This window comes from Microbacterium sp. ZOR0019 (genome assembly GCF_000800925.1).
In the GTDB taxonomy this organism is placed as follows: Bacteria; Actinomycetota; Actinomycetes; order Actinomycetales; family Microbacteriaceae; genus Microbacterium; species Microbacterium aurugineum.
The window spans coordinates 125,299-148,583 of the sequence record NZ_JRKC01000005.1 but is presented as its reverse complement, the minus strand read 5'-3'; the positions used below and the strand labels follow the sequence as shown (position 1 = coordinate 148,583).

The following is a 23,285-nucleotide window of genomic DNA, read 5'->3' as shown; positions in this document are numbered from 1 at the left end:
ACGATGCCCGAACGCCCCGCTCCGCAGCGCGCCCTTCTCCCGCTCTGGGCGGCCGTCCTCACCTCGGGCGTCGCCGCCGTCCTCATGGACCTGGCGTATCCGGAGGCAGCCGTCTGGGTTCTCGCTTTCCCCGCTGTGGGGCTTCTGCTCGTCGCGCTGATCGGCCGTCGCTTCGGTGGTGCTCTGCTCGTCGGACTCGTGTACGGAATTCTCTTCTTCGCGCTCATGGTGTCGTGGACGTCGCGCTACCTCGGTCCGATCCCCTGGGGTGCGCTCAGTGTCGTCGAAGGCGGACTCACCTCGTTCGCCCTCATTCCGATCGCTCTGGCCTACCGGTGGCTGCCTCGTGCCTTCCCCGGTACCGCAGGGCGCCTCCTGGGGCTTCCGGCTGTCGTGGCCGCTCTCTGGGTCGGCAGGGAGCTCTTCGTCGGCTCCTGGCCCTACGGCGGCTTCCCATGGGCCCGGCTCGGCATGAGCCAGGCCGAGAGCCCGCTCGCCCCCGTGTCCTCCTGGCTCGGGGTCAGCGGACTCAGCTTCCTGATGGTGCTGCTGGTCACGATGCTGGTGGAGGTGGTGCGGCTGCGCCTGTGGCGGTGGCCGCTCCGACTGTCGGCGCCGGCCGTCGTCATCCTCGTGCTGCTGTTCACCCCGTTCTTCCCGACCTCGCCCTCGGGCTCGATGCGGATCGCGGCAGTGCAGGGGAACGGCCCGACGGGATACTTCGATGAGCGCGAAGCGTTCGCCGTGATCCAGGCGCAGACGGACGCCACCGCACCTCTGTACGGAGACGACGTCGACCTGCTCGTGTGGCCGGAAGGGTCCTTGGACGCCGATCCGTTCCAGAACGACGCGATCGCCCGGCGGATGACGCTCGTCTCGAACCGCATCGATGCGCCTCTGCTCGCCAACGCGGCGACGGGGCGTGACGACGTCTACTTCAACACGTCGATGCTCTGGACGGCCGAGGGCACGGCTACGCAGCTGCACGACAAGAGACATCCGGTCCCGTTCGGCGAGTACGTTCCGGATCGTCCCTTCTTCAACGCGCTGGCGCCCGATCTGATCGGTCTGATCCAACGGGAGTACACGCCCGGATCCAACCCACCGGTCGTCGACGTGGACGGCGTCACGATCGGCCTGGCCATCTGCTTCGACGTCATCTATGACGACGTCATCTGGGAAGGCCTGAACGACGGCGCAGAGGTCCTGGTGTTCCAGACCAACAACGCGGACTTCCGCGGCACCGACGAGAACCTCCAGCAGCTCGCGTTCGCACGGATGCGCGCGATCGAGACCGGTCGCAGTGTCGTGAACGTGTCGACGGTCGGCACCAGCCAGGTCATCCGCGCGGACGGCTCGACCGTCACGAGCCTCGACGCAGGAGAGGCCGGTGCGATGCTCGACGATGTCGAACTTCGCACCGGCCTCACAGCGGGTGTGGTCCTGGGCCCCGTGATCCAGCAGCTGCTGCTCTGGGGCGGTGTCGGCGCGCTCCTCTTCGGGTGGTGGCGCGCCAGGGGGCGTTAAGCCCCGATCTTCTCCCGCGTCGGGTCTTCTCCTGCACCGCGACGGGCGCGGATGAAGGCGAGGCGCTCTTCCAGGAGCTCCTCGAGCTCCGCACGCGTGCGGCGCTCCATCAGCATGTCCCAGTGGGTGCGTGCGGCCTTCTCATCGCTTGCTTCGAGCGTCACGGCCTCGCCGTCGACGTTCAGACGGGCTTCCGCGCCGCACGCACGGCACTCCCACGTCTGGGGCGGCTCGGCGTCCGCTGCGAACATCAGGTTCGTGACGTGTCCGCACGTGTCACAGGTATAGGTCGTTTCGCGGCGCTCCATGAAAACGACGCCCTCTTCGCTCTGTAGGCTCTGGGCGCCGAGCCGGATGCCGCGCAGGCTGCGATCTGCCATTTTGTGGTCCTCTCGTCGCTGTCAGGTATAACGCTCCAGCCTGTGCGCTTCATCCACGCGGGCGACTTCGCGGCGGAATTCACAGCCGAATCCCAGCGCCGGAGGTTATGGGGCGCGTCGGCGACTAATCCGCAGAGAGCGTGGCCAGTGCGACGTCGGCACGGTCGGACACGATGCCGTCCACTCCGGCCGCAACGAGTCGGAGCATGTCGATGGGGTCGTTCACGGTCCAGACGTGGATCTCGACGCCGCGGCGGCGGGCGGCGCGGAGCAGGGCCGGGGTGAGTACGGTCAGCTTCCCGTGGCGCTCCGGGATCTGAAGCGCATCGATGTCTTCGAGCACACGACCGGGGGAGAGGTGCAGTGCGGAGAGTGCTCGGAGAGCGGCGATGGTGCGGCTCCCCCCGGAGGTGGCCGGTCGGAGCGCGGCGCCCGCCTTCAGCACGGACGCGACCGTTCCACGGCGATTGGAGTCAGAGAAGCTCGTCACCAGCACGCGGTGAGTGTGGTCGGCGAGGATCGGCCCGAGTGGCTCGACAGCGGCGGACGTCTTCACGTCGACATTGAAACGGACCTCGGGAAACGAATCGAGTGCCTCCGAGACGGTGAGCAACCCGCCATGGTCGGCGAACATCTCGCGCAGTTCGCGCGTGCGCACGTCGCGGACGGCTCGCTTGTCGCCCAGGAGGCGATCGAGTGTCGAATCGTGGAACAGCACGACGTCACCGTCAGCGGTCACCTGGCAGTCGGTCTCGACGTACTCGGCGCCGGCGGCGTGGGCGGCGGCGATGGCTGCGGCCGAGTTCTCCCAGACACCCGAGTCCTCGCCGGCCGCGGTGATCAGACCGCGGTGGGCGAGGACTCGGGGATGCCGTGCCTTCGAGAAGTACGGGTGCGTCACGCGCCCGGCAGTGTGTTGGTCGGGCCCTGGCCCGGCTTCGGCGTGAATGCGCTGCCGATGCCCTTGAGCGCCTCGGTGAGTTCGCTCGGGATGATCCACAGCTTGTTGGACTGGCCTTCGCTGATCTTCGGCAGCATCTGCAGGTACTGGTAGGCGAGCAGCTTGTCGTCCGGCGCACCCTGATGAATGGCGCTGAAGACGTTCTGGATCGCTTCGGCTTCACCCTGGGCACGGAGCACCGCAGCCTGCTTGTCGCCCTCTGCCCGGAGGATCTCGGCTTGACGGGAGCCCTCCGCTTCGAGGATCGCCGACTGCTTGGTGCCCTCGGCGGTGAGGATCGCCGCGCGACGGTCACGCTCGGCGCGCATCTGCTTCTCCATGGAGTCCTGGATCGAGATGGGCGGGTCGATCGCTTTCAGCTCGACGCGTCCGACACGGATGCCCCACTTGCCCGTCGCCTCGTCCAGCACGACGCGCAGCTGGCCGTTGATGTTGTCGCGACTGGTGAGTGCCTCTTCGAGGTTGAGCCCACCCACGACGTTACGCAGGGTGGTGGTGGTCAGCTGCTCGACGGCACCGAGGTAGTTCGCGATCTCGTAGGTGGCGGCGCGGGCATCGGTGACCTGGAAGTACACGACGGTGTCGATCGAGACGACGAGGTTGTCCTCGGTGATCACCGGTTGCGGCGGGAACGAGACGACCTGCTCGCGCATGTCGATGAGCGGACGAAGACGGTCGATGAAGGGGACCAGGATGTTCAGACCTGGCGTGAGGGTCTTGTGGTAGCGCCCGAGGCGCTCGACCACGCCGGCAGTCGCCTGCGGAATGATGCGGATGGCCCGTGCGACGGTGACCACCACGAAGATGATCACGGCGATGGCGAGGATCCATCCGATCGCTGCGGGGATGAACGATGCGTCGTCCACGGGAACTCCTAGTCGTTGACGGGTCGGACGATGGCGGTGGCGCCGTTGATCACGCTCACGGCGATCGGCGCCCCCGAGGGAATCGGAACGGGGGTCGAAGTCCGCGCGGTCCAGGTGTCGCCGTTCGCGAGCTTCACTTGCCCGGAGATCTGGGTGATCTCACTCAGGGCCACACCGCGCAGGTCGAGAAGGGCATCGACGTTCGATTTCGTCGGATCCTCCCCGCGGTGCAGACGTTTGAGCAACGGGGGCCGGAGGAACAGGATGAAGACCGCCGCAGCGGCCGCTGCGATGATCACCTGCACCCACACGGGCACACCCAGCAGATCGGTCACGAGACCGACGACGCTGCCGAAGGCGAGCATGAGGAACGTGAAGTCCAGCGAGAGCATCTCGATGACGAGGAAGACGGCGATCAGGACCAGCCAGCCGATCCACGCCCATTGGTCGATGAACGTGACGAATGTCGTGAAGTTGTCCATGCGGCCTCCTTTCTGGTCAACGTACCACGCGGAGGCCCGCCCATCCGGGTGCCCCGGCGCGCGCTTGATAGTGTGAGAGGGCCGTGCGATCACGGCATTTTCACGCATCATGAGGAGTCACCGTGACCGACGTTCTTCCCGCAGGATCCCTCGAAGGCAAGGTCGCGCTTGTCACCGGTTCATCACGCGGGATCGGCGCCGACACCGTGCGCTACCTCGCGGAGGCCGGCGCCGATGTGGTCATCAACTACCGCAACAAGGCGCCGCGAGCAGAGAAGCTCGCCACGCAGCTGCGCGAGCTCGGTCGCCGCGCGCTCGTCGTCGGCGCGGATCTCACCGATCCGGCCTCGGTCGCCGAGATGTTCGAGGCGGTCCGCGCTGAGTACGGACGCCTCGACGTGCTGGTGCTCAACGCGTCCGGTGGCATGGAGTCGGGGATGGCGGAGGACTACGCGCTCACGTTGAACCGTGACGCGCAGCTGAACGTGCTCGAGGCTGCGACGCCGCTGCTCGGAGACGGTGCACGGGTGGTCTTCGTCACCAGCCACCAGGCCCACTTCATCCGCACCACGCCCACGATGCCGGAGTACGAGCCGGTCGCGCTGTCGAAGCGCGCCGGGGAAGACGCGCTTCGTGAGCTCATCCCGAGCCTTGCCGAGAAGGGGATCGGCTTCACGGTCGTCTCCGGAGACATGATCGAGGGAACGATCACTGCGACCCTGTTGGAGCGGGCGAACCCCGGCGCGATCGCCGAGCGGCGGGAGTCGGCAGGCAAGCTCTACAACGTCTCCGAGTTCGCTGCCGAGGTGGCCAAGGCCACGGTCGATCCTGTGCCGGCTGACAACACACGCCTGGTCGGCGATGTGAGCGCGTTCGCCGCGGAGTGACCTCCGACCTACGGAACGGCCCCGTCCTGCTGGATGCAGGACGGGGCCGTTCTGTTCGAGGGGGAGATCAGCTGGCCGTGTCTCCCTGAACGGCGGCCACATACTCCTTCTCGTCCTTGCCGAGCGTGAAAGCACGCACGATCTGGATGATGCCGAGAACGATCAGCGAGATGCCGAGCAGCAGCCAGAATGCGAAGCCGGCGATCAGCGGCGAGAACAGGACGATGATTCCGGCGACGATGCTCAGGAGTGCGTAGAGAACGGTCCAGACGCGCGAGCCATCGCTGCCCAGAAGCGTCAGGGCCACGACGCCATCGACGATCCAGCTGATGCCGATGAAGATCACGACCACGAACGCGAGCGTGGCCGCAGCTGCATTCAAGTTGAAGAACGCGATGATGCCCGCCGCGACGTAGAGCAGTCCGAGGACGATGTGCCCCACGCGGGCCCATCCGCCCTTGGCGCTCGAGAAGATGCCCAGCCCGATGTAGACGAGTCCGGCGACGACCAGGTAGGAGGCGAAGATCGCCGTCACGATGACCGCGGACTTCACCGGCCAGACGAGGAGGACGATTCCGGCGACGAGCGCGAGAACACCGGCGACGGCGAGCGAGATGCGAATCGATTTGAACAGTGACTTCGCCTCGGTGAGTGGTTCAGACATGGTGGGGGACCCCTTTCTGAGAAGATCCTGTGAGGATGCTTCCTCAGGGTAGCGCCCTCACCGCCCCGAATGGGGAGGGGCCGCCGTTCGCGTTTCATTCCGTCACACCAGGACACCCGGCGTCATGGCACTATCGACTTCGTGACGGGTCCGGATGATGCGCGCTTGCGCGAGCTCACAGTGATGCGAAGAGTGCGGGATCGCATCGATCGCGAGTATGCCCGGCCGCTCGATGTCGAGGCGCTGGCCCGGGGTGTGCACATGTCGGCGGGGCACCTGAGTCGGTGCTTCCGGGACGCATACGGCGAATCGCCGTACTCGTACCTGATGACGAGACGGATCGAGCGGGCCATGGCGCTTCTGCGCCGTGGCGACCTCAAGGTCACCGAGGTCTGCTTCGAAGTCGGCTGCTCATCGCTCGGCACGTTCAGCACCCGGTTCACCGAGCTGGTCGGTGTATCACCCCGCGTGTACCGTGAACGAGCAGCGCACGTCGAAGGGATTCCCTCGTTCCAGGCCAAGCAGGTCACACGACCGATCAGGAATCAAGAAGCACCCCGCATCGATGCCCATCTAACGTGAACACCATGAACATCAGCATCCACTACGCCTTCCTGCCTCACACCGACGCCGAAGCTGCGCTCGGGTTCTACCGCGATGCGCTCGGCTTCGAGGTGCGCAATGACGTCGGGTACGACGGACTCCGCTGGCTCACGGTCGGACCGGAGGGACAGCCCGAGACATCGATCGTGCTTCACCCACCGGCAACCGACCCCGGCATCACCGACGCCGAGCGGCAGACGATCCTCGAGTTGATCGCCAAGGGCAGCTATGCCGCGCTCACCCTCGCGAGCGACGACCTCGACGGGCTCTTCGAACGGCTCGCCGAACGAGGGGCAGACGTCGTGCAGGAACCCATGGACCAGCCGTACGGCGTCCGCGACTGTGCTTTCCGGGATCCGGCAGGAAACCTGCTCCGTATCAACCAGGCCGCCTGAACCCTCCACCGAATCGACGAAGGACGCTGATGACCACCGAGCACCCCGCCGACACCCACGACCTGATCCGCGTTCAGGGCGCGCGCGAGAACAATCTGAAGGATGTCAGCGTAGAGATCCCGAAGCGACGTCTCACCGTGTTCACCGGAGTCTCGGGGTCAGGCAAGAGCTCGCTCGTCTTCGACACGATCGCCGCGGAATCCCGCCGGATGATCGATGAGACGTACAGCGCTTTCGTGCAGGGGTTCATGCCGTCGGTGCCGCGTCCCGACGTCGACGTCCTGGAGGGGCTGACCACAGCGATCATCGTCGATCAGGAGCGACTCGGCGCGAATCCGCGCTCGACCGTCGGCACGGTCACCGATGCCAACGCGATGCTGCGCATCCTGTTCAGCAAGCTCGGGCAGCCCTACATCGGCGGACCGACCGCGTTCTCGTTCAACATCCCGACGCAGAAGGCCAGCGGCGTCATGACCGGTCCCGGCGGCGAGAAGAAGATCGTGAAGGATGCGATCTATCTGGGCGGTATGTGTCCGCGTTGCGAGGGGAGGGGCGCGGTGTCGGACCTCGATCTCACGCAGATCGTCGACGAGTCCAAGTCGCTCGATGAGGGCGCCATCATGGTCCCCGGCTACACCGCCGACGGGTGGATGGTGAAGGGCTTCTCCCAGTCGGGGTTCTATCCGTCCGACAAACCGATCGCGGAGTTCACGGACAAGCAGCGGCATCTGTTCCTCTACGGCGAGGTCACGAAGGTGAAGATCTCGGGGATCAACATGACCTACGAAGGTCTGATCCCCAAGATCACGAAGGCGATGCTCTCGAAGGATCTCGACGCACTCCAGCCGCATATCCGAGCCTTCGTCGAACGCGTCGCCACCTTCGCGGTCTGCCCGGAGTGTGACGGCACGCGGCTCACTGAAGGTGCGCGCTCTTCGAAGATCGAGGGCATCAGCATCGCGGATGCGTGCCGAATGCAGGTGACCGACCTGGCTGAGTGGGTGCGCGGCCTGGATCTTCCCGGCGCCGGACCGCTGTTGCAGGCGCTCAGCGCCAACCTGGACGCATTCGTCACGCTGGGACTGGGATATCTCAGCCTCGAGCGGCCGTCGGGCACGCTGTCCGGGGGAGAGGCGCAACGCATCAAGATGCTGCGGCACCTCGGCTCCTCGCTCACGGACATCACCTACGTGTTCGACGAGCCGACGATCGGCCTGCACCCGCACGACATCCAGCGGATGAACGGCCTGCTGCTGCAACTGCGCGACAAGGGGAACACCGTCCTCGTCGTCGAGCACAAGCCTGAGACCATCGCGATCGGCGATCACGTCGTGGATCTGGGGCCGGGAGCCGGCAGCGCGGGCGGAGAGATCTGCTACGAGGGATCGGTCGAGGGGCTGAAAGCGAGCGGAACGAAGACCGGAGATCATCTCGAAGACCGCGCGACGTTGAAGGACGAGGTGCGAACGGGGTCGGGAACGATCGACGTGCGCGGCGCATCGGCGAACAATCTGCAGGACGTCGATGTCGATATCCCCACCGGAGTCCTCACCGTCGTGACCGGCGTCGCCGGGTCGGGCAAGAGCTCACTCATCCATGGATCGGTGTCCAATCAGGATGGCGTCGTCGCGATCGACCAGGCCGCCATCAAGGGGTCCCGCCGCAGCAACCCTGCCACCTACACAGGACTCCTCGAACCGATCCGGAAGGCGTTCGCGAAGGCGAACGGCGTGAAGCCGGCGCTGTTCAGCGCGAACTCGGAAGGCGCCTGTCCGTCATGCAAGGGGGCGGGCGTCATCATCACCGAACTCGGTTTCATGGACACGATCGAGACGCCGTGCGAGGACTGCGGAGGTAAGCGCTTCCAGGCAGGCGTGCTGGAGTACAAGCTCGCGGGCAAGGACATCACCGAGGTCCTCGATCTGCCGGTCGCCGAGGCCCGGCTCTTCTTCGGTGACGGCGAGGCGAAGCTGCCCGCCGCAGCGGCGATCCTCGGTCGCATGGAAGACGTGGGACTCGGATATCTGTCGCTCGGGCAACCGCTGTCGACGCTGTCGGGCGGCGAACGCCAGCGCCTCAAGCTCGCGATCCAGATGGGGGAGAAGGGCGACGTCTACGTGCTCGATGAGCCCACGACAGGATTGCACCTCGCGGATGTCGACAAGATCCTGGGCCTGCTGGATCGACTCGTCGACGCGGGGAAGACCGTGATCGTCATCGAACACCATCAAGCAGTCATGGCGCACGCGGACTGGATCATCGACATCGGCCCGGGCGCCGGTCACGACGGCGGGAAGATCGTCTTCGAGGGAACTCCGAGAGATTTGGTATCCCAAAAGGCGACGCTCACGGGGGAGCACCTCGCGGAGTACGTCGGAGCATGAGTCGAGCAGGGGGATAGTCCGCCCGGCGTTGCGCCCCGCTTCGTCGCGGTCTCAGTCCCGGCGGGCGATGATCGTGTACGTGCACGGCAGCTTGTCGCGCTCTGCATCGGGCCAGGCATAGCCGCCGGGAACCTCCACCATGCGGTCGCTGAAGCGCCACGGCAGGGTTCGGCCTTCGTCGAAGTGGATGAGTCGGAGACCAGCGCGCAACAGAGCGCCGAGGATCTCGGACAGGGGGTGCGGCCACTCGTACGTGCGCGTGTGAGCGAGGCGTCCGTCACCGACGTAGGTGCTGTCGTCATCCCACTGCTGCGCATGCCCGGTCGCGAAGTAGGAATAGCGTGTGGTGAGCTCAGCAGCGTTCTCATCGAGTGCGTAGAGCGCGGGATGGCCGTCTCGGATGAAGAACATGCCGCCTGGGCGCAGCAGGGCCACGATCTGAGCGGCCCACCGCTCCAGGTCGCTGAGCCAGGTGATTGTCCCGATGCTCGTGTAGACGACATCGAAGTCGCCGTCGACTGCGGCACGCGCATCGAGAACGTCGGTTTCCACCCAGGTGGCGTCGATACCCAGGCGCGCAGCAAGCTGGGCGGCAGCACGGAGCGCGGACGGCGAGAAGTCGACGCCGGTGACTGTGGCGCCCGCGCGAGCCAGCGAGACCGTGTCGGTGCCGATGTGGCACTGCAGGTGGCACAGGTCGAGCCCGGAGAGCGAACCGGACGGAAGGAACGACTTCATCGCGACCAGATCGTCGCGCACGACGTCGCTGAGATGAGCCGGGTCGTCGAACGCGTCGAGTCCGTACGCTTCTTCGTGCACAGGCACGCGATCTTCCCAGTTCTCCTGGTTCGCCAGCCGCGCAGATTCCCAGTCGATGTCGACGTTGTTCCCGTTCACGCAGTGAGCCTATCGAGGACCCCGCTCCAGTTCGAGTGATATCCGATAATGCACATTATGTCAGCTTGTCTCGATCAGGTCTCTCCTCCTCTCGCTGCTGCAGGAGCTGCGAGGATAGGTTCGATGACTCCCACCGGCAGTGACTCCACGTGTCTCGTCATCCTGCGCGGCGACGCCATTGAAAAGGGGAGACACACGACAGCCAGCGGAAGCCGCTCGGCGTGAACCGCCTCTATGTCTCGTAGGGGCTGTCCTTCACCCTGCCTCGTAACCATTGGACCGGCCACACGAAATGCGCAACGGAGAGGGCAAACACGCCCCAAGCAATGGCCAAAAGTCCCCAAAGTACCGCTGCTGCGGACGCGCCGCCCTCCCCCGCGCTCACGGCCAGCGCCGCGGTGATTCCAATTAGAGCGATGAATCCAACGACCGCACCGGCCACCGTGATCGCGCCGTTCGCGAGCCACCGAGACCGAAGCGCCGGAACGAGTCGAATCGGCAGTCCGATGACCATTGCGAGGACCATCGATGGTACGGCGACCAACACGCCACTGAAGACGATTCCGATGAGCGACATGGCTCCGTCATACTCGTTGCCGCCGGCCCCTGAGGCGATCATTCCGGTCCCCACGATCACCGCCGCTACGAACAAGACGAACCCACCCACAAAGAACTGAGCGATCGTCAATGTCCGAAGGTCGCTCTCTGGCCGTGAAGTGCCCTCATCGCCAGCGGTTGACACGTTCGCGGCCCCGTTTGTGTTCACGTCTCGATCTTACGAGTTCGCCCCGCGGAGGCGGAGAAGCCGCCGATCACCTTCGCGCTCCCCATCGCACCGCGTTGCTACTGGGGGCTGCGGACGCTCCCGATCCTCCCGAACCGGGGCGCTCACTGAGCCGCCTCCGCGTTGCACGACGTCATAGAAACGCCACCAAGTGACTACGAGCTGTGGGAAAGCGGCGACACAGGATCGCCAGCAGTCTCGATCAGGTCTCTCCTCCTCTCGCTGCGGCAGGAACTGCGAGGATAGGTTCGATGACTCCCACCGGCCGTGATTCCACGTGTCTCGTCATCCTGCGCGGCGACGCCGCGTCAGGCAAGACGACGACGGCGACGGCGTTGCGGCAGAATCTCCTCGGGCTGCGGGTGGCTCTCATCTGTCAGGATCACTTTCGCCGCGAGGTGCTGCACGACCCGATCGGCGCCGGCAATCCCGGGACGCGAGCACGCTGATCATCGGTGCAGCCAGACAGGCGTTGGACCTCGGATATGACGTCATCCTTGACGGGATCTTCAATCTCCGCGACTATTCCGACATCTTCGAACGCTTGCATCTCGATCACCTCGGAACCACGCTCATCTACCAATTTGACGTCGGGCTCGACGAGACGATTCGGCGTCATGCGGGAAGACCGCTCGCGGCCGCCTTCGGAGAGGACGAGCTCCGCGAATGGTACGACGGATGGTAGCCCCTCCCCTGGTTCGAAGAGACGCGAGTGGGCCGCGAGGTGTCGACCGACGAGCTGGTGTCATCGATCCTGCAGAACCTCAGGCTTAGGGGTCCGCACCGCCCGACAAGCGAGAGCGCGTAGTCCGAAGTCGGCACCGACGAATGAACTTCGGCGATAGGCGCCGATCGTGGACAGAGTGAAAGATGACGTGGATGGGTTCCTGATGGCGGCGTCACGCGCCGATGAACTCGTGCGCTTGGACGAGATCATCCGTGAAGCGCTGCCTGGTGTGGAGCGTGTGCTGTGGCGAGGCAAGATGTGGGGCGGCACGGATCAGGCGATCGTGGGCTACGGCACGATCACTCAGCCCCGCCCTCGTGGCGGAAGCGTCGATTGGTTCCTCGTGGGACTCGCAGAGCAGAAGGGCCACCTGTCGGTCTACGTGAACGCGGCCGAGAACGGTGAGTACCTCGTGCGTGCGCGCGCTCATCAGCTCGGGAAGGTCAAGGTCGGCGCTGCGGCGATCACCTTCCGGTCAGTCGCTGATCTCGACGTCGCGGAGTTCGGCTCGTTGCTCGAAAAGGCGCGGGAGCTCGAACTTCCCCGATAGCACTCCCCCGTGGTGCTTCGTACGGAGTGGGCCGCAGCGGGCTGAGAACCTCCCTGCGATACCCCTACTGTGTGGACCAGACGCCGAGCTCGTTGCCCGTCGGGTCTGCGAAGTGGAGGCGTCGTCCACCGGGGAACTCATACGGCGCCTGGAGGATCGTGCCGCCGGCCTTCTCGATCGCAGCCTGCGTGGCGTCGAGGTCTTCGGAGTAGAGAAGCACGAGAGGACCGCCGACCGGCCGCGGCTCATCCGCGAGCATCAGCCCACCGGATTCATTGCCGTCGTCGCGCGGTGAAACGATCCCTGCGTATCCGGGGCCGTAGTCGTGGAAGCCCCAACCGAACGCCTCACGGAAGAAATCCTTCGACTTCTCCAGATCGGTGACGACGAGCTCGATGTAGTCGAGTGAGTGGTGCAGAGGTGAACCTGTCATGACGCCACCGTAACCACCGTCACCGACAACGCTCCGGGGGCACTGAAGCCCGGTGGCAGAGGAGTAGCGTTGAGGCGTGCCGCCGGTCTCCCCCTACCCCGTGTCGACCCCGGGGTTGCGCGCATGGATCATCTGGTCGGTCGGTGTCGCGGCCTACGTCCTCGCCATCACGAATCGCACGTCCCTCGGCGCGGTCGGCGTCGAAGCGGCGGATCGGTTCCAGGCGGATGCGTCGACGCTCGCCCTGTTCGCCGTGGTCCAGCTCGCCGTCTACGGCGGAATGCAGATTCCTGTCGGAGTGCTCCTCGATCGCTTCGGATCACGACCGATCATGACGGTCGGCATGCTGCTCATGGCGGCTGGTCAGCTGACGATGGCGCTATCTCCGAACATCGGGATCGCGATCTTCGCGCGTGTGCTGCTCGGCGCCGGTGATGCCGCGATCTTCCCCGCCGTGTTGCGACTCGTCGCGACCTGGTTCCCCGCGCAGCGCGGACCGCTGATGGTCCAGTTCACCGGAATCATCGGCCAGGCCGGCCAGCTGATCGCGCTGGTCCCGCTTGCGGCGCTGCTCCACGCGACGACCTGGAGCATCACGTTCGGAAGCATCGCGGGGCTCGGCCTCCTGTTCGCGATCCTCGTGGCGCTGGTCATCCGCAACCATCCCCCTGAGCAGGGCGCGGACGTCACCGTCAACACGGATACGGGCGTGGTCCGCGTCGTCACATCCGCGATAGATACCGGTGTCGGCATACGTGCCGCGTGGGCTCACCCCGGCACCAGGCTCGCGTTCTGGTCACACTTCACGACGCCGTTCGCGGGAACGGCATTCGTGCTGCTGTGGGGAATGCCGTTCCTCACGGCGGCAGAGGGTCTCGACACCGCCCACGCGGCCGGCATCATCTCCGTATATGTCATTGCCGGTATGTTTCTGGGACCGATCATCGGAGACCTCTCCCGCCGACACCCGAATCACCGCTCGCTCGCGCTCGTGCTCCCCGCCGTCGGCGTGCAGATGGCAGCGTGGATCGCTGTCATCGCTCTCCCCGGAGCGGCGCCGATCTGGCTCCTCTACGTGCTGGCGATCGCTCTCGCCACCGGTGGCCCCGCTTCGATGATCGCCTTCGACCACGCTCGGACGCACAACCCGAGTCATCGTCTGAGCACCGCGACCGGTGTCACGAACGCGGGTGGCTTCATCGCCGCATTGATCGCGATCTTCCTCATCGGACTCGCGCTCGACCTGCAGGGCGCGGGGACCCCCGAGACCTATTCGCTGGAGGCCTTCAGGATCGCCTTCCTCATGCCCATCCCGCTGTGGATCCTCGGGGTGACCTTCATCCTGATCGAACGCAAACGCACTCGGATCCGCATCGGCCTCGATCCGGAACGTCGGCGCTGAGGGACGCTCAGCGGAGCAGGTGCTGGAGTGTCTCCACGATCAACTCGACGCTGACGCGCTCCGGCACCTCCGCATCGCCTGCTTCGAACTCCGCGAGTTCGATCCCCCGCACGGAGTCCGGCGGTAGCGCAGCGAAGATCGCGGCGATCTGGTGAGGCAGCAGTCCTCCCCCGACGCGGTACGCGGCAGGGATGTAGCCAGGCTCGAGGACGTCCCAATCGACGTGGATCCACACCGGGCGACCCGCGACCGACTCGAGGACGCGCTCGGGCGTGCTCTCCGACGGGGGGATGACGGTGACGCCGGCATCGGCGAGCATCTGCTGCTCAGCGGTGTCGATGTCCCGGCCACCGACCACCGCCACCTGTCTCGGATCGAGGCCCGCCCCGTGTCCGCTGTCCCAGAGCCCACACGCAGCGGCCAGGACCATACCTCCCAGATACCCGGAATCGGTCGTATCCGGTGTGTTGAAGTCGCCGTGCGCGTCGATCCAGAGCACGACGGCCTCGGGGTGATGCGCTGCCGCCGTGGGCAAGGTGCCGAGGCTCGCCGCGCAGGTGTTGGTGATCAGGAGAGGGGTCGTGCCGTCCGCGATGGCGTCGCTCACCGCGGTGCGCAGCCCTCTCAGCGTCGTCTCCGCTTCAGGAAGTGCCACGGACCAATCATCGATCTCGCTCGGCGTCGGCGTGCCGATGATCAGCGGGTCGACGGCGAGAAGTGAAGAGACCGCCTCGCCGACGCGTCGTGCACCCGCGAGCGCCCCATCGGTGCGGTCGGCGACGCGGCCCTGGGAGACGATGAGCGAGTATTCCGATGCCATGGAACCAGCTTTCCACCCGTGCTGCTCCCCGCCAAAACCGTCGGACAGCGAGCCTTCCCTCTGCGGACTTCGGAGACTGCGAGAGAGACGTCACCGTCGACGCGGCGTCCAACCCGACGGAAGCGGCCCGTCCTGCACAGCACGCTCGCGGTCCGCACGGCCCGACCACCCCTGTGCCTGTTCGAGCGTGTCGAACGCCCCTCGAGCGAGCCGGAGGCCGACGTCTTCGTGATGCATCCGCGGCGCTCCCCCTCGGCGGACGGAGGCGCGGACACTCCACGCATCGTCAGCGAATCCGCCCCCACGGAACACCCGGTAGTCGTCGTAGCGGGCAGGATCCAGGAGGTCCCAGCACCACTCCCATACGTTGCCGAGGGTGTCGAAGAGACCGTGGAGGTTCGGGAGCTTCCCCCCGACATCTTGCGGAGACGAGACGCCGTCCGCGCTCGTCCACGCCGCATCGGCCAGAGGCGCATAGTGCGGCCCGGTCGACCCCGCCCGACACGCGAACTCCCATTCCGCCTCGGTGGGCAGTCGGTAGCCGTCGGCCGTCGTGTCCCAGGCGACCTCCTCGCCGTCGAACAGATAGACCTGGTCCAACCCTTCCCACTCGGAGGCGGCGTTGCAGAAGTGGATGGCGCGCAACCAGCTCAGGTCGGCTGCGGGGCGTCGCGGGTGGCGCATCGGAATGCCCAGTACCTCGGTGAGCTGCGCCTCGGTCACGGGGTACACGCCGATCTCGTACGGCTCGAGCGTCACCTCACGCTGCTCGCCGCGTCGCGCATCGCGGAGGGTCACGACCCCGGCGGGGATTCGCGCGAGCTCGATGTCGGTCACTCCGCGTCACTCCGTGGCATCACGACGGGACCCGTTCGACCCAGGCCGGGTATTTCGCCGCACGACCGTCGCCCGACGAGGTACGCGTCACTCGTCGGCGCACCCAGGGCCCGACGAACTCGCGGTAGTACGCGAGGCCCGATGGTCCTCCGCCCATGCGATCGCTCGGCGCCCACCAGGTCTCCGGAGGCTCGAACCCGAGCGCGTGGAGCACCCTGGCAGCGACACGGTGATGGCCGGCCGCGTTCATGTGCAGACGATCGTCGGCCCAGTACGCGCCGCGAGAGAGTTCGCGATCGGGCCAGTTGAGCGCCCGGATGACGTCGGGGCGTCCTTCGATGCGTCGGAGCACCGCCTCGGAGAGCAGGTCTCCCCTGCGCTGGACGAGGGAACCCATCGGCAGCTGCCCGCTCGGGTTCGCACCGGAGAGCAGGATCATGGTCACGCCCTCCTCGTCGCAGCGACGCAGCACGCGGCTGAAGGCGTCGGCGATGTGCTCGACGTCGGTACGCGGTCGCAGCATGTCGTTGCCACCGCCGTTGAACGAGAGGTGGGTCGGGCGCAGCGCGAGCGCCGGTTCCAACTGCTGCTCGACGATCGGCCAGGCCAGCTTGCCCCGGATCGCGAGGTTCGCATACTGGATCGGGTGACCGGCTGCATCGGCCCATCCTTGAGCTGCGAGGTCCGCCCAACCGCGCTCCCGCCCATCCGGAAGGACGTCACCGACCCCCTCCGTGAAGGAATCGCCGATCGCCACGAACCGCACATCTGCCATCGTCCCAGCCTATTGCGGGTCGACGACACCTGGGATCAGCGATCATCGAGCGCTCGGCCGCGTCGATCGACGAGCCCCCAGGCGGCGGCGGCAGCTCCGAGGAAGCATGCCCCGAAGACCGCGAACAGCAGCGGCGCTCCCCCGGCGACCAGTAGCACGGGAACGGACAGCGGAGCCACGATCGACGCGATACGGCCCACTCCGGCAGCCCAGCCCGCTCCTGTCCCCCGCAGCGACGTCGGATAGATCTCCGGCGTCACGGCGTAGAGCGCACCCCACGCACCGAGGTTGAAGAACGACAGCGCCATGCCCGCCGCGATGATCGCACCCTCTGTCGTCGCGGTGCCGAAGACCACGGCGGAGACCGCCGAGCCGAGAAGGAACACCGACAGCGTCACACGGCGCCCCCACACCTCGATCAGCCACGCGGCGACCGCATAGCCCGGAAGCTGCGCCAACGTGATGATCAACGTGAAACCGAATGAACGCACCAGATCGAACCCGGCGTCGACGAGGATGCTCGGGATCCAGATGAACGCTCCGTAGTAGGCGAAGTTCACCCCCAGCCACACCACCCACAGGCACAGAGTGCGCAGCCGGAACTCCGGGTTCCAGAGTGTCGCCAGCCGCGCCCTCGCCGTGACCGCGATCGCACGGGAGGCGGGTTCCTTCCGGATCGCGGGTGCGACTTCCACACCGGCATCGGTCTCGAACGCCGACACGATGCGGTCTGCCTCCGCGATGCGTCCTCGTGAGGCGAGCCAGCGAGGTGACTCCGGCATGCGCCAACGTACGAAGAGTGCGTACGCCGCGGGGATCGCGCCGAGCGCGAACGCCCAGCGCCAGCCGTCGTCCGAAGCCGGGATGACCAGGAAGCCGATCACCGCGGCGGCGGTCCATCCGAGCGCCCAGAAAGCCTCCAGCACCACGATCAGGCGGCCACGGATCCGCGCGGGTGCGAACTCGCTCACATAGGTCGACGCCACCGGGAGCTCTGCGCCGAGGCCGAGTCCCACCAGGAACCGCAGGACCAGGAGCGCCACCAGTCCTCCCACCAGGGCGCTGGCACCGGTCGCGATGCCGTACACGAGCAGCGTGAGGGCGAAGACCTGCCGCCGGCCGAAACGATCGGCGAGGAGCCCGCCGAGTGTGGCCCCGACTGCCATGCCGATGAATCCGACCGAGGCGATCCACCCGGCCTCGCCTTTCGTCAGCCCCCACTGCTGCGTGAGCGCGGCGAGGATGAACGAGATGAGGCCGACATCCATCGCGTCCAGCGCCCAACCGACCCCGGACCCTGTCAGCAGGCGGAGGTGTCGACGTGTGAACGGCAGGACGTCCAGGCGCTTAGCCAGCGATGAGCGGCCCGGCAGGGCGGAGTTGGCCATGTTCTTCATCGTAGAGCCGAGCGCCCGACGTCCTGCGCGTGATGTCGTCAGTCCAGCGCGTCGAGGATCCGCTTCACGCGCGGGATCACTTCGGTCCCGTACAGCTCGATGCTGCGCATCATCGACTCATGCGACAGGGTGCCGGTCGCGTACTTCAGGTCGAACCGCCCGAGACCGAGCATCGTGATCGTGTCTGCGATCTTCGCGGCGACACGGTCCGGTGAACCCGCGTAGATCGCGCCTTCCGGCCCGACGTCGTTCTGGAAGCGCGCGCGACTGTACGCCGGCCATCCGCGCTCCCGGCCGATGGTGTTGTTCATCGCTTCGAACCCGGAGTAGGCCGCGTCCCAGGCTTCCGCATCCGTCTCGGCGATGTGGCCGGGCGAATGCACCGAGACAGGGTGCGAGGTGGTTCCGAAAGACGCGACAGAGCGGTGGTACAGATCGACGAAGGGCTTGAACCGCGCCGCCGGCCCGCCGATGATCGCGAGCATCAGCCCCAGGCCATGGCGCGCGACCCGTACGACGGACTCCGGGCTGCCACCCACCCCCACCCAGGTACGAAGACCCTTCTCGGTCTTGGGGAACACGTTCGCATTCTCCAGCGAGGCGCGCATGGTGCCGGACCATGTCACGGGCTCCTCCTTGAGGAGTTCGACGAACAGCTCGAGCTTCTGCTCGAACAGGGCGTCGTAGTCCCGCAGGTCGTAGCCGAAGAGCGGAAAGGACTCGATGAAGGAGCCGCGGCCGAGGACGACCTCGGCTCGGCCGTTCGAGAGGGCGTCCAACGTCGAGAAGCGCTCGAACACGCGGACCGGATCATCCGACGACAGCACGGTCACCGCCGTGCCGACACGGATGTGTTCGGTGCGCGCAGCGATCGCGGCGAGCACCATCTCCGGCGCGGACACCGCGAACTCTTCGCGGTGGTGCTCCCCCACCCCGAAGAAGTCCACTCCGACCGTGTCTGCGAGCTCAGCCTGCTCCACGACGTTGCGGATCGTCTGCGCTCCGGTGAGGAGCTTCCCGCCCGCGTCCCTTGTGATGTCGCCGAAGGTGTCCAGTCCGAATTCGATGCCCATGTCATCCCTCTCTATTCAGGTGAATGAACACTCGTGGACCGGATCCCATTCCCGTCAGCGTGGGAGCAGAGCGCTGCGCAGCGTGTCGAGGCCGACGCCGCCCAGATCGAGGGCCTTCTTGTGGAAGTCCTTGAACGAGAAGGCATCTCCCTCGGCGGCGCGGACTCCGTCGCGCACCTGCTCCCAGATGCGCTGACCGACCTTGTACGACGGCGCCTGGCCCGGCCAGCCGAGGTAGCGGTTCACCTCGAACTGCACGAACTGATCCGACATGTTCACGTTCTGGCGCATGAAGTCGAGTGCGTACTCCGCGTCCCACACTCCGGTGCCGTCGAGACGCGGCTTGCCCAGGTGCACACCGATGTCGAGGACGACGCGGGCGGCCCGCATCCGCTGCCCGTCGAGCATGCCGAGCCGGTCGGCGGGGTCGTCCAGGTAGCCGAGCTGCTCCATCAGACGCTCCGCGTACAGAGCCCAGCCCTCAGCATGACCCGAGGTTCCCGCGAGCAGCCGACGCCAGGAGTTGAGCTCGGCCCGGTTGTACACCGCCTGAGCGATCTGCAGATGGTGACCCGGGACGCCCTCATGGAAGACCGTGGTGAGCTCCCGCCACGTGTCGAACTCCGTGACGCCCTCGGGGACGGACCACCACATGCGACCGGGGCGTGAGAAGTCGTCGGTCGGGCCGGTGTAGTAGATCCCGCCCTCCTGCGTGGGGGCGATCATGCACTCGAGCGTGCGAATGGCTTCGGGGATGTCGAAATGCGAGACGCCGAGTTCAGCGACCGCGCGGTCGCTCGTCTCCTGCATCCACTTCTGGAGAGCGTCGGTGCCGACGAGCTTGCGCGCGGGGTCGGCTTCCAGGTGGGCGACCGCTTCCTCGACGGACGCACCGGGGAGGATCTCGTTCGCGATCGCGGTCTGCTCCTCGACCATGCGCGCGAGCTCCTCGCGCCCCCACTCGTAGGTCTCGTCGAGATCGATGGTCGCCCCGAGGAAGCGACGCGAGTTGAGCGCATAGAGGTCACGACCCACTGCGTCGTCGTCGCCTGCGGCAGGAGCGAGCTCCTCCGCGAGGAAACGGCGCAGCTCGTCGTAGGCGACACGGGCCGAGGCCGAATTGTCGGCGAGAGTGCGGGCGAGAGACGCGGGCAGCTGCCCCTCCTCGGGGTCCGCGTTCGCGACGAATGCGGCGAAGAAGCCGTCATCGGCGGTGTAGCGATCGATCTGCGTCGCCACCTCGGTCACCTGCCTGCGAGCCGGCACGATGCCCTCCGCGATACCCGTCCTGAGGGTCTCGACGTAGCCGCGAAGGGCATCGGGCACCGCTGCGAGGCGGGTCGCGATCACGTCCCAGTCCTGCACCGTCGCCGTGGGCATCAGGTCGAATGCCGCGCGCACATCCTGTGCGGCAGAAGCGATCACGTTGAGGTCGCGCAGGTGCCACTTCGCGTCGTGCAGCTCGAGGTCGAGCCGGAGCTCGGCACCGAGGTCGGTCTTCGTCACCTCGTCGATCGCGTCCACGGGCTCGAGCGCGGAGAGCTTGTCCAACGTCGCGCGCGTCGCCGCAGCGATCTCCTCATGCCCGGCGGGGCTCAGGTCGCCGAAGCGGTCGTTCACCTCGTCGCGCCCGATGTAGGTGCCGAGAGTGGGTGCCAGAACCGCGATCGTGTCGACCCATTCATCGGCGACGGCGTCGATGGCGGAAGGGGTGCGGGGAGCTGAAGTCATAGCTGCCAGCCTAGCCCCGGCCCCTCCCGTGGCGGAGGTCAGTGCGCGGCTTCGTTCCAGTCACGGCCGCGCCCGACCTGAACATCGAGCGGCACCGACAACTGTGCGGCATCGCCCATTCGAGCGCGAACGATCTGCTCCGTGGCATCCCACTCCCCCGGGGCGACCTCGACGACGAGTTCGTCATGGATCTGGAGCAGCACGCGCGAGGACAGCTGCTGGGAGCGAAGGTCGTCGTGGATGTGAAGCAGCGCGATCTTCATGATGTCGGCGGCGCTCCCCTGGATCGGCGCGTTGAGGGCAGCGCGCTCGGCGTTCTCACGCAGTACCCGGTTCGGGCTCGCGAGGTCGGGGAACGGCCGACGGCGCCCGAAGATCGTCTCGGTGTAGCCGACCTCTTTCGCCTTCATGACTGAGGCGCGCAGATAGTCGCGCACCGCGCCGAATCGTGCGAAGTACTCCACCATCAGCTGCTTGGCCTCGGACTGCTCGATGCGCAGCTGCTTCGAGAGCCCGAACGCCGAGAGTCCGTAGACGAGGCCGTAGGACATCGCCTTCACCTTCGTGCGCATCGCCGGAGACACCTCGCTGGGCTCGACCCCGAACACGCGGGCGCCGACGAACCGGTGCAGGTCCTCGCCACTGTTGAAGGCCTCGATCAGCCCCTCGTCGCCGGACAGATGGGCCATGATGCGCATCTCGATCTGCGAATAGTCGGCCGTCAAGAGAGCGTCGTACCCCTCGCCGACCTCGAATGCGCTCCGGATACGGCGCGACTCCTCCGTACGCACCGGGATGTTCTGCAGATTGGGATCGGTACTGGACAGTCGCCCGGTCTGGCTCCCCGTCTGCACATACGTCGTGTGCACGCGGTGGTCGTCGCCGATCGCCGTGTCGAGGGACTCGATGATCTGCCGGAGCTTGGTGGCCTCACGGTGCTGCAGCAACAGGCTGAGGAACGGGTGCGGGTTGCTCTCCTGCAGGTCTGCGAGTACCGCGGCGTCGGTGGAGTAGCCGGTCTTGGTCTTGCGGGTCTTCGGCAACTGCAGGTCTTCGAACAAGACCTCCTGCAGCTGCTTGGGCGAGCCGAGGTTGAACTCGCGTCCGACCACGGAGAAGGCCTCCTGCGCGAGTGTCTCGGCGCGAGCGGCGAGCTCTCCGGAGAACGTGGACAGCACGTCGTGCGAGACCGCCACGCCCGCGACCTCCATGTCGGCGAGTGTGAGCAGGGTCGGCAGTTCGATGTCCACCAGGACAGCGGCGACCGACTCGGGGATGTCTTCACGCAGCGCATCGGCGACGCGCAACGCGAACCATGCCTCCTGCGACGGTGTGGCTCCCTCGGTCTCGGGCACCAGCTGGGACGGGTCGGCCTCGGGCAGCTTCTCGCCGAGGTAGCGCTCGACAAGGTCGGACAGGGTCTTGTCGGGGAAGCTCGGCCGCAGGAGCCAGCCGGCCAGGCTCGTGTCGTAGGCGAGACCGCGGAGGCGGATTCCCTGACGGATCAGGGCCTTCACCTGCGGCTTCGCATCGTGCAGCACCTTCGGCGCGTCGGACTCGATCCATTCGCGCAGAGCCTCTGCGGCGCTCTCCGTCCAATCCGACTCGCGGAGGTCGGTGAGAGTCGCGGCGCCGATCCGTGTGGGGGAACCTCCCTGCGTCATGATCCGCAGGGAGACATCGCCGTCCTGCGCGACAGCCCAGGCCGCCAGCTCCGCGGGTGATGTCTCGACCGGTACGGGCACCACGACGACCGACGCCGGGTCATCGGCGACCTCACCGGCTCCGACGGCCTCGAACACCCGCGGCAGCAGGGTGCGGAACTCGAGCCGGGCGAAGATGTCGCGCACGGCCTGCGCATCGATTGGTGCCACGGCCAGGTCGGAGGGCCCGACCGGGAGGTCGACATCGGTGAGGAGACGGTTGAGCTTGCGGTTGCGTCGGACATCGTCGATGTGGTCGCGGAGGTTGCCCCCGACCACGCCCTTGATCTCGTCGGCACGGGCGATCAGCTCATCGAGCGATCCGAACTGCGTGAGCCACTTGACCGCCGTCTTCTCCCCGACCTTCGGAACACCGGGCAGGTTGTCGCTGGTCTCGCCGACCAGGGCCGCGATGTCGGGGTACTGCTCGGGACGCACACCGTAGCGCTCCTGCACCGTCGTCGGGTCATAGCGCTTCAGCTGCGAGACGCCCTGCACCGACGGGTAGAGCAGCGTGACGTCGTCGTTCACGAGCTGGATGGTGTCACGGTCTCCGGAGACGACGAGCACGTCGAAGCCCTGCTCGGCGCCCTGTGAAGCGAGCGTCGCGAGGATGTCGTCGGCCTCGATCCCCTCCTTCGTCAGGACAGGGATCGACATGGCGGCGAGGCAGTCCTGCAGAAGCGGGATCTGACCCTTGAACTCCTGCGGCGACTCGGAACGCGTGGCCTTGTACTCCGAGTACTCCTCAGTGCGGAAGGAGTGACGCGAGGTGTCGAAGGCGATCGCCAAGTGCGTCGGCTGCTCGGCTTTGATGAGGTTCACCAGCATCGAGAGGAAGCCGTAGATGCCGTTGGTGTGCTGATTGTCCTTGGTCGTGAAACTGTCGACCGGGAGCGCGAAGAAAGCGCGGTAGGCGAGCGAGTGGCCGTCGACGACCATGAGGGTAGGCTTTGCGGAGTCCGTCACCCTGTCAGCCTAACGAGGACGACAGACACCCGCTGAGG

At 66.5% G+C, this 23,285-nt stretch carries 23 protein-coding genes; 8 read left to right on the top strand and 15 right to left on the bottom strand.

Annotation, left to right across the window (positions count from 1 at the left end):
• Positions 1–3 precede the first annotated feature (3 nt).
• Positions 4–1,527, top strand: coding sequence for an apolipoprotein N-acyltransferase (lnt, locus tag L978_RS01630; protein ID WP_047519721.1), 1,524 nt, complete (start codon positions 4–6; stop codon positions 1,525–1,527).
• Here the strand turns inward: lnt and L978_RS01625 are convergent.
• The 4 genes from L978_RS01625 to L978_RS01610 all read right to left on the bottom strand — a co-directional run bounded on the left by L978_RS01625 (position 1,524) and on the right by L978_RS01610 (position 4,216).
• The gene (locus L978_RS01625) at positions 1,524–1,907 is read right to left on the bottom strand and encodes an RNA polymerase-binding protein RbpA (protein ID WP_047519600.1); all 384 of its coding nucleotides are present in this window, start codon (positions 1,905–1,907) and stop codon (positions 1,524–1,526) included. The genes lnt and L978_RS01625 overlap by 4 nt on opposite strands.
• A gap of 124 nt (positions 1,908–2,031) precedes the next feature.
• A complete protein-coding gene (locus tag L978_RS01620; protein ID WP_047519598.1) occupies positions 2,032–2,808 on the bottom strand; it encodes a glycerophosphodiester phosphodiesterase family protein in 777 nt (258 codons plus the stop codon).
• A complete protein-coding gene (locus tag L978_RS01615) occupies positions 2,805–3,734 on the bottom strand; it encodes an SPFH domain-containing protein (RefSeq protein WP_052193254.1) in 930 nt (309 codons plus the stop codon). The genes L978_RS01620 and L978_RS01615 overlap by 4 nt, the downstream gene beginning before the upstream one ends.
• Before the next feature lie 8 nt (positions 3,735–3,742).
• On the bottom strand, positions 3,743–4,216 hold the full coding sequence (locus L978_RS01610) for an NfeD family protein (protein WP_047519596.1): 474 nt from the start codon (positions 4,214–4,216) through the stop codon (positions 3,743–3,745).
• A 122-nt stretch (positions 4,217–4,338) separates the two neighbouring features.
• Here L978_RS01610 and L978_RS01605 point away from each other — a divergent pair, with 122 nt between their 5' ends.
• Entirely contained in the window at positions 4,339–5,103 is a 765-nt protein-coding gene (locus L978_RS01605; RefSeq protein ID WP_047519594.1) for an SDR family oxidoreductase, read from the top strand.
• A gap of 67 nt (positions 5,104–5,170) precedes the next feature.
• Here the strand turns inward: L978_RS01605 and L978_RS01600 are convergent, their stop codons facing one another.
• Complete coding sequence (locus L978_RS01600; protein ID WP_047519592.1) at positions 5,171–5,767, bottom strand: HdeD family acid-resistance protein; 597 nt, start codon at positions 5,765–5,767, stop codon at positions 5,171–5,173.
• Between the two features lie 183 nt (positions 5,768–5,950).
• On the opposite strand from L978_RS01600, the gene L978_RS01595 reads away from it, so the two are divergent.
• Genes L978_RS01595 through L978_RS01585 form a run of 3 tightly spaced genes read left to right on the top strand, consistent with a single transcriptional unit; the run spans position 5,951 to position 9,149 of the window.
• The gene (locus tag L978_RS01595) at positions 5,951–6,349 is read left to right on the top strand and encodes a helix-turn-helix transcriptional regulator (protein WP_052193258.1); all 399 of its coding nucleotides are present in this window, start codon (positions 5,951–5,953) and stop codon (positions 6,347–6,349) included.
• 5 nt (positions 6,350–6,354) lie between these two features.
• Positions 6,355–6,765: a VOC family protein gene (locus L978_RS01590; protein ID WP_047519717.1), complete on the top strand. Its 411-nt coding sequence runs from the start codon at positions 6,355–6,357 to the stop codon at positions 6,763–6,765.
• A 29-nt stretch (positions 6,766–6,794) separates the two neighbouring features.
• Positions 6,795–9,149, top strand: coding sequence for an ATP-binding cassette domain-containing protein (locus tag L978_RS01585; protein WP_047519587.1), 2,355 nt, complete (start codon positions 6,795–6,797; stop codon positions 9,147–9,149).
• Between the two features lie 51 nt (positions 9,150–9,200).
• Here L978_RS01585 and L978_RS01580 read toward each other — a convergent pair whose 3' ends face one another.
• Positions 9,201–10,046, bottom strand: coding sequence for a class I SAM-dependent methyltransferase (locus L978_RS01580; RefSeq protein WP_052193253.1), 846 nt, complete (start codon positions 10,044–10,046; stop codon positions 9,201–9,203).
• A 232-nt stretch (positions 10,047–10,278) separates the two neighbouring features.
• Entirely contained in the window at positions 10,279–10,812 is a 534-nt protein-coding gene (locus L978_RS01575) for a hypothetical protein (RefSeq protein WP_047519585.1), read from the bottom strand.
• A 269-nt stretch (positions 10,813–11,081) separates the two neighbouring features.
• On the opposite strand from L978_RS01575, the gene L978_RS19085 reads away from it, so the two are divergent.
• Together L978_RS19085 and L978_RS01565 are read left to right on the top strand one after the other, a co-directional pair.
• Entirely contained in the window at positions 11,082–11,279 is a 198-nt protein-coding gene (locus L978_RS19085; protein WP_052193252.1) for a hypothetical protein, read from the top strand.
• A gap of 405 nt (positions 11,280–11,684) precedes the next feature.
• The gene (locus tag L978_RS01565) at positions 11,685–12,107 is read left to right on the top strand and encodes a DUF1801 domain-containing protein (protein WP_156118200.1); all 423 of its coding nucleotides are present in this window, start codon (positions 11,685–11,687) and stop codon (positions 12,105–12,107) included.
• 64 nt (positions 12,108–12,171) lie between these two features.
• Here the strand turns inward: L978_RS01565 and L978_RS01560 are convergent, their stop codons facing one another.
• Positions 12,172–12,540, bottom strand: a complete 369-nt coding sequence (locus L978_RS01560) for a VOC family protein (protein WP_047519583.1) — start codon at positions 12,538–12,540, stop codon at positions 12,172–12,174.
• 76 nt (positions 12,541–12,616) lie between these two features.
• On the opposite strand from L978_RS01560, the gene L978_RS01555 reads away from it, so the two are divergent.
• Positions 12,617–13,942 carry an MFS transporter gene (locus tag L978_RS01555; protein WP_047519581.1) on the top strand — a complete coding sequence of 442 codons (1,326 nt, stop codon included), beginning with the start codon at positions 12,617–12,619 and terminating at the stop codon, positions 13,940–13,942.
• 7 nt (positions 13,943–13,949) lie between these two features.
• On the opposite strand, the gene L978_RS01550 is transcribed toward L978_RS01555, so the two are convergent.
• The 7 genes from L978_RS01550 to polA form a co-directional block, all read right to left on the bottom strand.
• The gene (locus tag L978_RS01550) at positions 13,950–14,762 is read right to left on the bottom strand and encodes an arginase family protein (RefSeq protein ID WP_047519579.1); all 813 of its coding nucleotides are present in this window, start codon (positions 14,760–14,762) and stop codon (positions 13,950–13,952) included.
• A gap of 90 nt (positions 14,763–14,852) precedes the next feature.
• Positions 14,853–15,599, bottom strand: a complete 747-nt coding sequence (locus L978_RS01545; protein ID WP_047519577.1) for a formylglycine-generating enzyme family protein — start codon at positions 15,597–15,599, stop codon at positions 14,853–14,855.
• A 19-nt stretch (positions 15,600–15,618) separates the two neighbouring features.
• Positions 15,619–16,374: an SGNH/GDSL hydrolase family protein gene (locus L978_RS01540; RefSeq protein ID WP_197055604.1), complete on the bottom strand. Its 756-nt coding sequence runs from the start codon at positions 16,372–16,374 to the stop codon at positions 15,619–15,621.
• A gap of 35 nt (positions 16,375–16,409) precedes the next feature.
• Positions 16,410–17,762: an MFS transporter gene (locus tag L978_RS01535; RefSeq protein ID WP_047519710.1), complete on the bottom strand. Its 1,353-nt coding sequence runs from the start codon at positions 17,760–17,762 to the stop codon at positions 16,410–16,412.
• A 47-nt stretch (positions 17,763–17,809) separates the two neighbouring features.
• Complete coding sequence (locus tag L978_RS01530) at positions 17,810–18,844, bottom strand: LLM class flavin-dependent oxidoreductase (RefSeq protein ID WP_047519573.1); 1,035 nt, start codon at positions 18,842–18,844, stop codon at positions 17,810–17,812.
• 54 nt (positions 18,845–18,898) lie between these two features.
• Positions 18,899–20,575 (bottom strand): DUF885 domain-containing protein, encoded by a 1,677-nt coding sequence (locus L978_RS01525; protein ID WP_047519571.1) that lies wholly within the window; start codon positions 20,573–20,575, stop codon positions 18,899–18,901.
• A gap of 38 nt (positions 20,576–20,613) precedes the next feature.
• Positions 20,614–23,247 (bottom strand): DNA polymerase I, encoded by a 2,634-nt coding sequence (polA, locus tag L978_RS01520; RefSeq protein ID WP_047519569.1) that lies wholly within the window; start codon positions 23,245–23,247, stop codon positions 20,614–20,616.
• Positions 23,248–23,285 lie beyond the last annotated feature (38 nt).

Excerpts from the sequence above, each read along its gene's own strand:
- L978_RS01625 (WP_047519600.1), bottom strand. The coding sequence starts at position 1,907 with ATGGCAGATCGCAGCCTGCGCGGCATCCGGCTCGGCGCCCAGAGCCTA.
- L978_RS01590 (WP_047519717.1), top strand. The coding sequence starts at position 6,355 with ATGAACATCAGCATCCACTACGCCTTCCTGCCTCACACCGACGCCGAA.
- L978_RS01595 (WP_052193258.1), top strand. The coding sequence starts at position 5,951 with ATGCGAAGAGTGCGGGATCGCATCGATCGCGAGTATGCCCGGCCGCTC.
- L978_RS19085 (WP_052193252.1), top strand. The coding sequence starts at position 11,082 with ATGACTCCCACCGGCCGTGATTCCACGTGTCTCGTCATCCTGCGCGGC.
- L978_RS01540 (WP_197055604.1), bottom strand. The coding sequence starts at position 16,374 with ATGGCAGATGTGCGGTTCGTGGCGATCGGCGATTCCTTCACGGAGGGG.
- L978_RS01560 (WP_047519583.1), bottom strand. The coding sequence starts at position 12,540 with ATGACAGGTTCACCTCTGCACCACTCACTCGACTACATCGAGCTCGTC.
- L978_RS01525 (WP_047519571.1), bottom strand. The coding sequence starts at position 20,575 with ATGACTTCAGCTCCCCGCACCCCTTCCGCCATCGACGCCGTCGCCGAT.
- L978_RS01610 (WP_047519596.1), bottom strand. The coding sequence starts at position 4,216 with ATGGACAACTTCACGACATTCGTCACGTTCATCGACCAATGGGCGTGG.
- L978_RS01585 (WP_047519587.1), top strand. The coding sequence starts at position 6,795 with ATGACCACCGAGCACCCCGCCGACACCCACGACCTGATCCGCGTTCAG.
- L978_RS01550 (WP_047519579.1), bottom strand. The coding sequence starts at position 14,762 with ATGGCATCGGAATACTCGCTCATCGTCTCCCAGGGCCGCGTCGCCGAC.
- L978_RS01530 (WP_047519573.1), bottom strand. The coding sequence starts at position 18,844 with ATGGGCATCGAATTCGGACTGGACACCTTCGGCGACATCACAAGGGAC.
- lnt (WP_047519721.1), top strand. The coding sequence starts at position 4 with ATGCCCGAACGCCCCGCTCCGCAGCGCGCCCTTCTCCCGCTCTGGGCG.
- L978_RS01535 (WP_047519710.1), bottom strand. The coding sequence starts at position 17,762 with ATGGCCAACTCCGCCCTGCCGGGCCGCTCATCGCTGGCTAAGCGCCTG.
- L978_RS01600 (WP_047519592.1), bottom strand. The coding sequence starts at position 5,767 with ATGTCTGAACCACTCACCGAGGCGAAGTCACTGTTCAAATCGATTCGC.